The sequence below is a fragment of the Nostoc sp. LEGE 12454 genome (assembly GCF_056620565.1).
In genome coordinates this window covers 1-12,817 of sequence record NZ_JBWQXL010000047.1, presented here as the reverse complement: position 1 = coordinate 12,817, position 12,817 = coordinate 1, and the positions used below count along the sequence as shown (strand labels likewise).

Sequence of the window (12,817 nt, the reverse complement as noted above, 5' to 3'; positions counted from 1 at the left end):
TGGCGTTTCCTCGTCCAAGCAACAACCCAGAACGTCTATGTTACAAGAAGCCAGCACCCGTCTCATAGTACCAGAACCATCAGAAGACTTAATCACCAACGAGCCTTGGTCGATAGAAAACTATGCTGATGGCCTAATGGATGAACTCTTTGCCGATATCGACTACATTCTGGATGCTAGTGGTAATCTACCTTCTCAAACTGTTAGGCACAGTAGTCAGAACAGATCGAGCCACTCTGTTGCTGGAGTTTCCGCCCAAGCTCAACGCCAATCGCCTCCAGAATACGTGCCTCTACAAACAGTTACCATACCACAGATTATCTTACCAAACACCCTGAACCAAGGAGTACAGTCAGTTGCTCAAGATAACCACAAGCAATTGAGTACCGTTGTGTTTGACACCTCTACTGTTAAACCAGTTAGTAGAAAGCGTCAAAAAACTAGTTCGGTTTTGGGCAAACTGCTGATTGTAGGAACAACTTTAGGCGTGGCGATCGCTAGCACGATTTACTTGGTGCAGTCTGGAGTCGTATATCTTTTAAATAACAAATTGCCTGAGTCAGCGCTTCTATTGCCGCAATCGCAGTCACGGTTGCCCGTAAAAACGGAAATAGAGGCAGAGTTAGTTGACTATATGCTCCAAGCGTTGGCTGTCATAGATAAGCAAGGAGCAAAAAGCAATCAAAAATCTTTTAATCCAGGATTCTCCAGTCAGGCAAATACTAACCAAATAGCCCTTGGTCGCGATCGAGCAACTGGTAATCTACCAGCACTTCCACTTCTCGCTAATAATACACCACCAGCCCCCAATCGTTCTGGAAGCGTTGTTGAGCGTATCTATGTCCCCGTTTATCAAGCGCCGTCACCAATGCGCTACGCCCTTCCAGCCATTCCGGGGACTCCCACACTTTTACCACAAGTTGCCAGCGCGTTACGGGTATCTCAACCTAATGTTGTGAAAACTGCTCTGAATACAGTTCGACAAGCTGCCAAGCCTGTAACTGTCAATATGTTAGCTGCGGCTGTACGAGCCGAACTCAAACCGGTGGCAGCAAAAACTGCACCCATTAGCGTGCGCCAAACACCCAAACCTCTGCCTGCATTACCAGTAGTTCCATTGCGTGCTGCACTCGCACCAGAGTCAGAACCAACTATTACCCAAGAACAAGTATATCCGGCAACTGCGATCGCAGTTGCTCCAAGTAATACCTTAGAGGGATTGCTAGAGTTGGGCAACAAATCTGCCGCTTTGTTTAAAATTGATGGCGTGACTCGCCGCATCAATATGGGTGAAAGTATCGGCTCAAGCGGTTGGACACTAGTAGATGTCAGTAATGGCGAAGCAGTCATCCGACGTAATGGCGAAGTGCGATCGATTTATGCAGGACAGAAACTATAAATTTTTTAACCTACTGCCTGGTTGAGGAGAGTTTGAAGATTAAACTCATCTATCACCACTAACAGTACTACGACCAGCAATAATTGATTTAAATAATTCGATCGCGTCAAATAGTTCTCTGTCTCAATGTGCACTGTTAGGATTGCCTGCTGATATGTAGCCTAGCTAATGCGATCGCGCCTTAATAGTTTTAATATTATCAGCTTTATTGATAGGAAGATCGCTTTTACCTCCAGCAGACTCTAGTAACTATTGAGCAAAGATTACTTTTTTGAGAATTTGCCGATTGATTTCAGTAACTTTGATACTTTCAATGCCAAATTGTGTAAATACTGTTGCTAAATCTTTATTAAAATAAGTTTCAACTAAATCATCTAGTAATCATATAGTTTTGTCCTTTTAAAAAGGATTTGCATAACCCTTCACCCAATAATAGTTTTTCTCAAAACGGACATCTAAAATTGGGTTACTCCCTGGCTTAATATCAAATTTCATTGGGTTTATCTCCTTTTATAGCTTAAGAGTTACGCATTCGCTACACTGCTATTAACCCAAGATGTTTAGGCGTAGTCTGTCGTAGACATCGCTCTGTCGGTAAGAAAAATTAAATATTTATTATAAATAGCTGAAAATTTTGTCTAATTATCTCATAAAGCAGTGAAATACCACAACCTTTAATCAATATAAGCAGAAAATCAGGTTTGTGGTGAAGAATTGGAAGACAGTATTGAATTTTCCTACCTAAAGATAGTTCACAGAAAGAAATTTCAATGTTAGAACTATAATTTATGTTTATTATAGTTCCATTACGGTGACTATATGAAAACCTACATCGTGCATACATCTTGCTTAAGCAAGATATATTTAGCTAAAAAAGTTAGTTTGCTAATTGATGTAATCCTCAAACCTTAACAACATGAAACAACCTAACTATTTTCAAAATAATTCTAAAAACTCTTTAAGAGAAAAGTATCATCTTTACAAAGGCGAAAAGCTGAACTGGCTTCAAGTAACTCTTCGGCTTGAAAGGTCAATTATCTCTATTATTCTTCCTTGGGTATTTTTTTGTACCATCTATGGTACTTTTATCTCACTTTTAGCTCATTTAGGATTACCAATAGCATTTTCCGATTCCAGCAATATTCTTACCAATGCTGTTTTAAGTTTTAATATTGGTTTTACATTACTATTAGTTTTTCGGACGAATACAGCCCATGATAGATTTTGGGAAGGTCGTCAACTATGGGGAGCTTTAGTTAATACATCGCGTAATTTAACTCGTGGAATTGCAATAATAGTTAAAGAAAAGACACCACAAGATAAATTAGAAAAAGAAGCAATGCTTCGGTTAGTAACTGCTTTTGCAGTTGCAATGAAGTTACATCTAAGATCGGTGCCTTTAGATACTCAGTTGGCATCATTAATGTCTGAAAAACAATATTTACACCTCCAAGATAGCGATCATCCTCCACTACAAATTGCTTACTGGATAGGAGATTACTTGCAGTATCAGCATGACCGAAATTGTCTAAATGTTTATCAACTGACTACTCTACATAATTGTGTAGATGAGTTAGTAGATATTTTAGGCGGTTGCGAACGTATTTTAAAAACGCCATTGCCTTTGATATATACTATTAAATTAAGACAACTGTTATTAATTTTTTGTCTTATATTACCTTTGGAAATTGTGAGCTTTTTAAATTGGTGGACTGGTATAGTAATGGCTTTTGTCAGTTTTACATTATTAAGTATTGAACAAATTGGCTCAGAAATAGAAGAACCTTTTGGGTTTGATCCTAATGACTTACCTTTAAATACTATTTGCAATACAATCTCAAACAATGTTGAAGAGTTAATTAAGCTTACTTCTAACAATGTTCGTTCTTATTAAATCTGTAAATAAGTTTTATTAGTCAACTTTTGATGAGAACGGAGAGGTTTTTCCTCTATGAAACATAGAAAATACTTGGCTGAAAAATGCGATCGCTTAATAAATAGTTCGCCAAGCTTTTACCGTCCCTTTACCAATTTCGCTATCAACAGTTTGACCTCCCTCCAAGACTAGTCTGATATCTAAGTTCTCATCTGGAGCATTTTTCAAAGCAGTGGCTAATTCTTTACTGACAGCAAATGTGCCATTTGAACCATCTAATTGAAAAACTTTTTCTCGAACCTTGAGCAAAAGCTTATCGACTTTTTTAGTCGTGACAAATCTAAAATAGTCAGGTCTAGAATACACACGACCTGCGGTGTAGAAAGAAGACCTTGCTTGACCCGAATTTACTGTTACGAGTACTCGAATGCTCGAAAGAGTCCACAAACTAATAACTTGCGTTGAACCCTCACGGTACAAATAGCCACCTAAAGAATTGCGGTCGAAAACTCCAACAAACTCCCCTTCAAAGGGGTCAACAATTCTTACGGCTTTCGACCAAGGTACATCCATTTCGGGGGACAGTCCAGCCGATTTGACCATTGGCAAATCGCTTGATGCTTGAGCAAGAATAGCTATTTCTTGAACGGTGAAAGCAGCACAAATTTGAGGGAAAATTACAGCCAAGCTAGCCCCAAAAAGAAGAACTGGAATCGTTTGCAGTAACTTAATCATAAGTCAGGATATAATCTTTAAATGCTTCTTAGTGCAAAACAGTTTGCCTCACTTCAACTGGTTCACCCGTCAAACTAAAAGGTCGAACTTCGGTAATTTTTACCTTCACTAACTGCCCTTTGAGTTCTTTGATGTTACCGCTAAAAAAGGTCAAACGATTACCGCCAGTGCGTCCCATTACCTGGGTTGGATCTTTAGGATTTTGGTCTTCTACTAAAACTTCTTCAATGCGTCCAAAGTAACGTTGCGATCGCTCTGCTACTTTCAAGTTTCCCAGATGATTGAGCCGTTGCAGGCGATCGCTTTTAATTTCTTCACTCAGCTGATTGTCCCACAAAGCGGCTGGTGTCCCTGGACGCGGCGAATATGCTGCTGTATTCAACATATCAAAGCCAATATCTTCCACCAGTTTCAGGGTATTTTCAAACTGTGCTTCTGTTTCCCCAGGAAAACCGACAATCACATCGGCACTAATGGAGGCATCTGGCATATACCGCCGAATTGTATCGATAATCCGGCGATATTTTTCATGGGTATAACCACGCGCCATCGCCTTTAAAAGTTCATTATCCCCAGATTGAAAGGGAATGTGGAAGTGTTCGCACACTTTGGGTAACTCAGCACAAGCCTGAATTAATCTCTCGGTAAAATAGCGGGGATGGCTAGTAGCAAATCTTAGCCTTTCAATTCCCGGCACATCATGGACGTAATAAAGCAAATCTGTAAAGTTGTGCAGATGCCGACCTTCTGGTGTGACTCCAGGTAAATCTCTGCCGTAAGCATCAATATTTTGACCGAGTAAAGTAATTTCTTTGTAACCTTGCCGTCCTAATTCTTCCATTTCAGCCCGGATAGCTGACGGCGTGCGAGATTGTTCGACACCGCGCACATTGGGAACCACGCAATAGGTGCAGCGTTCGTTACAGCCGTAAATGACATTCACCCAAGCGGTCACTGTACTATCCCGTCGCGGCTGGGTGATATCTTCAATAATGTGAACTGCCTCGGTTGCTACAACTTGGTTGCCCTCAAATACTGACTCCAACAAATCTTTTAGACGGTTGGCGTGTTGTGGCCCCATTACCAAATCTAATTCTGGGACTCGCCGCAACAGCGCTTCTCCTTCTTGCTGGGCAACACAACCAGCAACGATGAGGGTTAAATCAGGCTGCTCATGTTTGCGCTTTGCTTGTCTGCCAAGATAGGAATATACCTTTTGTTCAGCATTATCCCGAATGGTGCAGGTATTGTAGAGAATCACATCTGCATGATTCGGATCTTCACACCACTCAAAGCCCATGTCTTCCAAAACGCCAGCCATGCGCTCTGAGTCAGCTTTATTCATCTGACAACCGAAAGTAGTAATGTGATATTGGCGTTTAGAAGTGGTCATGGGCAATTCTGCTGAATCAGCGTAATGTATGTCAGGTTTATTTCTATTCTATAACGCTCTTAAGCTGCTTCAGGTGTGGCGAGTATCTTGGCTCAGATTCCTTTTGATATTCAATATAAAAACCTCAATAAGTTACAAGCTGCAAGCATTAGCGGTGATGAAATTCAACTTCTGTTTCCAGAATTTTAATATCATAGTTGCCAAAGAAATCGTGACCTAGTAGCCCGATACTTGCTTTTGGGGCGATCGCCACTTGAAGATTATTGGCTGTAACTCCACCTACTGCAATAGATTTTACCTTACTGGTTGAGAATTTTACTTCACTACCATCAGCAATTTGGGCTTGCATTGTACCTGTAGCCTGTAGTTGCAGTGTATTCGCCATATCTTGAGTGATAATGGTTCCACTAGCACCTGTATCTACAATCATTTCAAAGGTTTTTTTGTCGTTGAAGGTGACATCAATCACAGGAGTTCCACCAAAACGGCGTTTGATTGAGACTCGAAAAACTTTATTGTCTGAAGGTGCAGCTATTATATTGCCACAAATCCTTCCTAATCCAACGGTTTTACCAGAAGAAGTTATCATGTAACACACTCCTGGATCGTCTGCTGTTGCCCGATGAGAGAATGCTAAAAATATCAGCGTCGGCATTAGTGCGATCGCAGCCAGATTAACGGTCGTCATCCAACGCTTCCAAGCATTCTTCATCTTATACTGCTCTCCACTTTTTGTGATTACTCTTAATAGCTAAACTCATCATGGCGGCTGTAAAACATGGTATTAAATAACAGGTTTTTAATATACAAATTCAAATTTTATCTATTTAAAATAGACATTTCTAACAACTTTTTTAGTTTTAAATTAGCTAATTATTTATATATGTATATCAAAAATATTAAATTGCATCTTACTCAATACATCTTACATAGAATTACTGATTGGTAAATTAAAGATTAGGTAAAGACATGATGAAACTACTTAGAGCAGATTCAATCTGACATACTAATAAGTTGGATAAGATAAATTTGTTAGCTTACTCAAGGCTTGCTGCTGCATTTACAGCAGTTGCGATCGCATTTTTAACAGCGATATCTTTTTGTTCTAGAATGATATTTTCACTATCAGTACGCGAAGCAACTACACCGCAAATAGCAGCAGCAGCAAAATTATACACTCCTGCCATTTTGAATAGTGTGCCGCATTCCATCTCGTAATTCAAGATATTCAAGCGCCGATATTCTTCTGTGATGCCATGCAGCGATCGCATTAAATTTGGATTGGCTGAATCAGTGCGTTCTTGTCCTTCGTAAAAAGTATCAACTGATGCCGTAATTCCGATGTAATGTTCAACCTTTAATTCTCGTGCAGCTTTAACTAAAGCGACTGTCAGAAAAGGATCGGCTGCGGCTGGATACTCCACAGGTGCAATGTCATTCGCTGCACCTTGGCGACACAATGCTGCACTGCTAATAACAACACTACCGACTGGTATATAAGATTGAATGGAACCGCAAGTACCAATGCGAATAATTTGCCGGATTCCTACTTGTACCAACTCATTGACAACAATACTTAATGAAGGTGCACCCATACCACTTGTAGCTGATAAGATGGGGCGGCCATTAGGCAAATATCCTACATAGCTATTGAGTCCGCGATTTTCTGACAACACGCGTACATCTTGTAAATAAGTTTGGGCAATTAGGTGCGATCGCTCCGGGTCGCCAGATAATAGAGCAATGCTGGGAGGCGATGAACCTAAATCATCTTGCCCAAAGCCAATGTGATAAAAGCGTTTACTAGTCATAGAGTTGAGAGTAGCGATCGCCATAACACAATACTATGCTAGGGCGATTTTTAGTTTAATTTGAAGCTAACTTTTAGACTGATAAACTAATGGCTTTGTTAATACGGGAATCTAATCAAGCTCCCTTTCATCAGTTGACAAAGATGGGTGGGAACCCCCTTGCCCCTCCAAATACTCAATGGGTGGGTTGCACTGTATGTGGTGGGTGGATGCAGTTCATTAGTCAAATTGACTTAGAAGAAACGGCAATAAAAGAGGTCTGTGAACGCAGACAGTTACTCCTCATATTTATGTGTACTAATAATCCTGGAATGTGTGATGAGTGGGATGCTGATTTAGGAGGTAATGCAGCGATACTGGTTGATAAAACTAATCTGACCAGTCTTGAAGCACCTTGTGACAAAGAAGAATTTCTGTTAGAAGAAACGTTGTTAACTCTGGATGAGTGTAATGATTCGGATGACACTTATTGTCAATTTTTTAACCAATCTCAAAACCAAGTATGCGGCAAAATTGGTGGTGAGCCTCTGTGGATTCAGACGGATGAAACTCCCATCTGTAGTTGTGGAGCTAGGATGACATTTGTAGTTCAGTTGGAACACAGCGCCGAAGTTCAGTTTGGGGATGCGGGTGCTGGATATGGCTTTGTGTGTTCAGTATGCCAACAACGGGCGAAGTTTCTGTTCCAATGTTGCTAAATATCCTTCTTCTGCCACTTTCCGAATATTATGAATAAAAGAATCAAAAGATAAAACTCTACAAGGTTAAGTAGAGTAAAAGCTATCAATGTAGGTTGGGTTGAATGTAGTGAAACCCAATATGAACAAGGATCAAATCTAGGGTTTCGTTCCTCAACCCAACCTACAGATATTATAAGTGTTTAACTAAACCCGATATAACTCCTGCTTTACCTAAAATCTCCTCCTTCCCATATCTGAAGTTGTCTTTCAGCCGCAACTAAGCAATTGAGATATTTGGGTGGATAGAGAAAATGATCGTAAGCTAATGCCATCTGTCTAGCAGCTTCAGTATATGGCACTCGTCCTATTCCTGTACCCAATCCAGGACAGGCAATGGTGTTAATTTTTTGCCTAGCGCGTTGATTATGCTGGCGAACTGACAGCAGCATCGCCCACATTGCAATATAAGGAATATCTGTCCCAGCAATAATCATGGGAACTCGCATAGTGGGTGTATGAGCCAAAAAAGGATGTTTGTAATGGACTGTTTCCACAATCATTGATGTTCCCACAGGCTGTTCGCCCAAATAATCCTCAAGAATGCGCTGCTGGACTCTTGCCATTAAGGAAGGTCCGAAAAAACGGATAATTGCCGCATCTATGCCACCATCCATCATTCCGAAAGAGTTAGCAGGGCTGACCATACAATCAAAATCTGGCAACCACTCGAAATAGTTATTCACTATTTCTACATTGGGTAAATAATTAAAATTCTGTTGAAAGGCTGCACACAACAAAGAGTCGGGAGCTACCAATATCAATTTCAAGCTTTCATTTCCTCCGCTTGAATATCTATTTTAAACGTCAGCTAGGGCAAATATCAACGGTTTTTCTGTATTATCAGCCTTGTCTTTTATTTATACTACAGATATAATACAAAATATATCACCACTCTTTGGTGACTCTTTGTCGCTTGAACAAAAGGAAATTTTATGATTCCCCGAACACGCATCCGAAATATTGGTATCTCTGCCCACATCGACTCTGGTAAAACTACGCTGTCAGAGCGAATTCTCTTCTACACGGGCAGAATCCACGCTATTGAGGAAGTGCGGGGAGGCGGTAAGGGTGCAACGATGGATTTTATGCTAGAAGAAAAGCTGCATGGTATAACCATCACTTCTGCTGCTACCACCTGCCAGTGGCACGATACCCAAATTAACCTCATTGATACACCTGGACACGTAGATTTTACAATTGAAGTGGAACGCGCCCTGCGGGTATTGGATGGGGCAGTGATGGTACTGTGTGCGGTGGCGGGCGTGCAGTCCCAGTCGATTACGGTGGATCGGCAAATGAAGCGCTACCGTGTGCCGCGTTTGGCGTTCATCAACAAAATGGATCGGACGGGAGCAGATCCATTTCGTGTAGTACAGGGAATACGCGATCGCTTGCAACTAAATGCGGTATTACTCCAGCATCCTATCGGTAGTGAAGACCAATTCCAGGGAGTGATTGATCTGGTAGAAATGACTGCTGACTACTTTGAAGGTGAAAATGGCGAAAATTGCGTGAAAAAGCCAATTCCCGAATCACTTAGGGATGAAGCACAACAGGCACGCGATAAGTTGCTAGATACTTTGTCACTGTTCTCAGAACCGATGACCGAGATGCTACTGGCGGGTGAGGAAATTCCCAAAGAATTAATTTGGCAAACCATCCGACAGGCAACTTTGAGCCTAGAATTCACCCCTGTACTGCTGGGTTCGGCATTCAAAAATAAAGGAGTGCAAAACTTATTGGATGCAGTTGCACTTTATCTACCATCTCCCGTGGATAGAGAGGTGGTCAAAACCGCAGAGTCGGTGAGTGTCTACCCTAACCCCGATGCTTCTTTGGTGGCATTGGCATTTAAACTCACCGTTGAATCCTTTGGGCAGTTGACCTATACCCGGATTTACTCTGGGACGCTCAAACCTGGCGATACCGTCTATAACTCACGGACTGAACAGCGGGTGCAAATCGGTCGCTTGGTGAGAATGCACGCCAATAAGCGAGAAGAGGTCAAAGTTGCCGTTGCTGGGGATATTGTGGCTCTGTTGGGTGTGGATTGTGCTTCTGGTGATACATTCTGTTCCGGAGAACCACTGGTATCTCTAGAGAAGATGTTTGTGCCGGAACCAGTGATTACGCTGGCGATTACGCCCAAGAAACAGGAAGATAGCGATCGCCTTTCCAAGGCACTCAATCGCTTTCAAAGGGAAGATCCCACCTTCCGGTTGAGCATCGACCCCGAATCAGGATTGACTCTGATTTCTGGGATGGGCGAACTCCACTTGGAAATCTACCTCGAACGCATCCAACGGGAATATAATGCCGAGGTTTACGTTGGTACTCCCGCCGTGGCGTACCGCGAAACCATTAGGCAGCAAGCTACCTTTGACTACCGATTTAAAAAACAGTCAGGCGGCCCCGGTCAGTACGCCCATATTACTGGGTGGATTGAACCCACAGATGAACCGTTTGTCTTTGAGAATCGGGTGGCTGGGGGTGCGATTCCCAAAGAATATATCCCGGCGTGTGAGAAAGGTTGCCGTGAGGCGATGGAATCAGGGAAGTTGGAAGGCTATCCGGTAACTGGGGTGAAAGTCGTTTTGGATGGTGGTTCTTATCACCCAATTGACTCTTCAGAATTGGCTTTCCGGTCAGCATCCCATCAGGCAATTGAGGGTGCGATCGCTAAAGCCAAACCCTATATCCTCGAACCTATCATGCTTGTAGAGGTGGAAACACCCAACGAGTTTATGGGAAGGGTTCAAGGTGACTTATCCTCCCGTCGAGGTTTGTTGTTGGGTTCCGAGACAATGCAGGGATACACGGTGGTTCGGGCAGAAGTACCGCTGGCGCGAATGTTTGGGTATTCTACAGAATTGCGATCGCTTACTTCTGGTATGGCTACTTTTTCAATGGAGTTTGCCTGCTATCGCCAGTCCTAACATCTTGAAGTAGCTTTTAGGGACACAGTTAGGCTGTGTCCCTTTCAATTATTAGGAGGTTTTTGTGCCTATTTTGGGAACTCTGCAACCTGGAGATGAAGTATCGCTGGAAGCATTTCTCTTGCAATACACTGATACTTCTATGTTTTTGCGCTCTAATTGGCGAGTGGCGGGACTGCTTGATGAAGGTGCCAGATTTCAAGGAACTTACATAGCAGCCTACATAGATGAAACTATAGTGGCAGTTGCAGCCCATTTTTGGAATGGGGCGATCGTAGTCCAAGCCCCTGTATATCTGCCAGAAGTGGTGCAAGCAGTTGTGGCACAATCTGGACGTGCTATTTCTGGAATTAGTGGCCCAGCAGCACAAGTCGAAGCGACAAAAAACATTTTGGGATTTAGCAACCGACCAACTCAGCTTGATGAGTCTGAGATATTGTTTTCTCTAGGATTACGAGATTTGCAAATACCTGAAGCTTTAGCATCGGCAAAAGTGCAGTGTCGTTTGCCACATCCAGAGGAGTTGGAATTACTCACTGAATGGTGCGCTGCTTATAGTGTGGAAACTTTAGGACAAAGAGATACTCCCAGTTTAACAACAGCTAGCCGTCTGGTAATTGAAGCTCGTCAAGCTACAGCTATGCATTGGGTTTTGGTAGCAGGAGATACCCCAGTTGCTTACTCTGCTTTCAATGCCAGCCTACCTGATATTGTGCAAATTGGTGGAGTGTGGACACCGCCAGGGCTGCGGGGTAAAGGCTACGCCAAAAGTGTAGTAGCAGGCTCGTTGTTAGATGCGCGATCGCAAGGAGTAAAACGTGCCATCCTGTTTACAGGTGATAATAACCAAGCAGCCCAAGCAGTTTATCGAGGAATTGGCTTTTTGCCTACTGGTGAGAAGTATGGCTTAGTTTTATTTGAAGTAATGAGTAATAAGTAATAAGTAATGGGTATTACTCATTATTCATTACTCATTACTCATTTATTTTTTCTGGATTTACTGGAATTGATTTTGTAGTCTCTACTGAATTGATTGTAATACTTGAATTATGAGCCAGTATCGCTTCAAACAGTCATTCTCTGACGATCCTAGCTTAAGCGATAAGCTTTTTGACTAGAGTGAATCCCCGTGCGATTCGTTGTAAGTGAATCACGGTACCCAGTCCGTAAATAACCTTACCAACTCGCAAGAGTTGAACTCTCAATCAGATGTAGGTGAAAGTCCTACCCGCCAGGTTCAGGCGTGACTCCTTATCTGCCCACACCGAGTAAGCTCGATTCTTACAGAGTGAAGTTGGGAACAGGACGCAATCAGACAACCGTTATGGGTTGACACTGGCGTTAACAGGGAGCTTCCACGGTGAAACAGAGCCTAGAAAAGTAACCCACACTCAAGCGGGGCATAACACAAAACCCCCGACTTCATCAGAGTTAAAACCCGCTGCATTCTGGAGGATGATAGCAGCAAGAACCAAGGGTTTCTGACGGTTAAATTGGCTACACCTAACGAAGCAATCAATCAGTTGAGGGAACGAATAAAAACGAACTGAGGGTCTAGGGGAAGGTCGAACCCCCAAGTAGTCCAGACGAGAGGCGGAACTCCCTCAGTTCGGGTAGGACAGACCGTAATTGGTCTGAGGTGTTCAGAGTACATGAACTGGAGTAGAGCATGATTGGACACAGCAATAACGCTAGTGAATCATGGAGAACTTTACCCTGGAAGAAATTCCGACGTAACCTTTTCCGCCTGCAAAGAAGAATGTACAAAGCTGTTCAAGGCGGAGACTATCGGAAAGCTCGGTCTCTCCAAAAGCTGATTCTGAAATCCACCGCAGCAAGATTACTGGCAGTTCGTCAAGTAACACAGCTAAACGCTGGGAAAAAGACCGCAGGAATCGATGGCAAAGCCTCACTCTCATTTAAGGAG

At 42.5% G+C, this 12,817-nt stretch carries 11 protein-coding genes; 6 read left to right on the top strand and 5 right to left on the bottom strand.

Features of this window, described 5'->3' with window-relative positions:
* Positions 1–37 precede the first annotated feature (37 nt).
* Entirely contained in the window at positions 38–1,399 is a 1,362-nt protein-coding gene (locus AC1F2U_RS28940; protein ID WP_480264274.1) for a hypothetical protein, read from the top strand.
* Between the two features lie 916 nt (positions 1,400–2,315).
* Positions 2,316–3,293: a bestrophin family protein gene (locus AC1F2U_RS28935; RefSeq protein WP_480264273.1), complete on the top strand. Its 978-nt coding sequence runs from the start codon at positions 2,316–2,318 to the stop codon at positions 3,291–3,293.
* A gap of 96 nt (positions 3,294–3,389) precedes the next feature.
* Here AC1F2U_RS28935 and AC1F2U_RS28930 read toward each other — a convergent pair whose 3' ends face one another.
* The 4 genes from AC1F2U_RS28930 to AC1F2U_RS28915 form a co-directional block, all read right to left on the bottom strand.
* Positions 3,390–4,010: a hypothetical protein gene (locus AC1F2U_RS28930; RefSeq protein WP_480264272.1), complete on the bottom strand. Its 621-nt coding sequence runs from the start codon at positions 4,008–4,010 to the stop codon at positions 3,390–3,392.
* A gap of 28 nt (positions 4,011–4,038) precedes the next feature.
* Positions 4,039–5,403: a tRNA (N6-isopentenyl adenosine(37)-C2)-methylthiotransferase MiaB gene (miaB, locus tag AC1F2U_RS28925; RefSeq protein WP_480264271.1), complete on the bottom strand. Its 1,365-nt coding sequence runs from the start codon at positions 5,401–5,403 to the stop codon at positions 4,039–4,041.
* Between the two features lie 148 nt (positions 5,404–5,551).
* The gene (locus tag AC1F2U_RS28920; protein WP_480264270.1) at positions 5,552–6,115 is read right to left on the bottom strand and encodes a retropepsin-like aspartic protease family protein; all 564 of its coding nucleotides are present in this window, start codon (positions 6,113–6,115) and stop codon (positions 5,552–5,554) included.
* Positions 6,116–6,440: 325 nt separating this feature from the next.
* On the bottom strand, positions 6,441–7,214 hold the full coding sequence (locus AC1F2U_RS28915; protein WP_480264269.1) for a nucleoside phosphorylase: 774 nt from the start codon (positions 7,212–7,214) through the stop codon (positions 6,441–6,443).
* Positions 7,215–7,303: 89 nt separating this feature from the next.
* Between AC1F2U_RS28915 and AC1F2U_RS28910 the strand changes: the two genes are divergently transcribed.
* Positions 7,304–7,912: a DUF1963 domain-containing protein gene (locus AC1F2U_RS28910; protein WP_480264268.1), complete on the top strand. Its 609-nt coding sequence runs from the start codon at positions 7,304–7,306 to the stop codon at positions 7,910–7,912.
* A gap of 209 nt (positions 7,913–8,121) precedes the next feature.
* On the opposite strand, the gene AC1F2U_RS28905 is transcribed toward AC1F2U_RS28910, so the two are convergent.
* The gene (locus AC1F2U_RS28905; protein WP_480264267.1) at positions 8,122–8,721 is read right to left on the bottom strand and encodes a macro domain-containing protein; all 600 of its coding nucleotides are present in this window, start codon (positions 8,719–8,721) and stop codon (positions 8,122–8,124) included.
* Positions 8,722–8,886: 165 nt separating this feature from the next.
* Between AC1F2U_RS28905 and fusA the strand changes: the two genes are divergently transcribed.
* The 3 genes from fusA to AC1F2U_RS28890 form a co-directional block, all read left to right on the top strand.
* A complete protein-coding gene (fusA, locus tag AC1F2U_RS28900) occupies positions 8,887–10,890 on the top strand; it encodes an elongation factor G (protein WP_480264266.1) in 2,004 nt (667 codons plus the stop codon).
* Between the two features lie 64 nt (positions 10,891–10,954).
* Positions 10,955–11,830 carry a GNAT family N-acetyltransferase gene (locus AC1F2U_RS28895; RefSeq protein WP_480264265.1) on the top strand — a complete coding sequence of 292 codons (876 nt, stop codon included), beginning with the start codon at positions 10,955–10,957 and terminating at the stop codon, positions 11,828–11,830.
* A 729-nt stretch (positions 11,831–12,559) separates the two neighbouring features.
* Positions 12,560–12,817, top strand: a 258-nt coding sequence (locus AC1F2U_RS28890) for a reverse transcriptase N-terminal domain-containing protein (RefSeq protein ID WP_480264264.1), incomplete at its 3' end; no start/stop codon positions are given.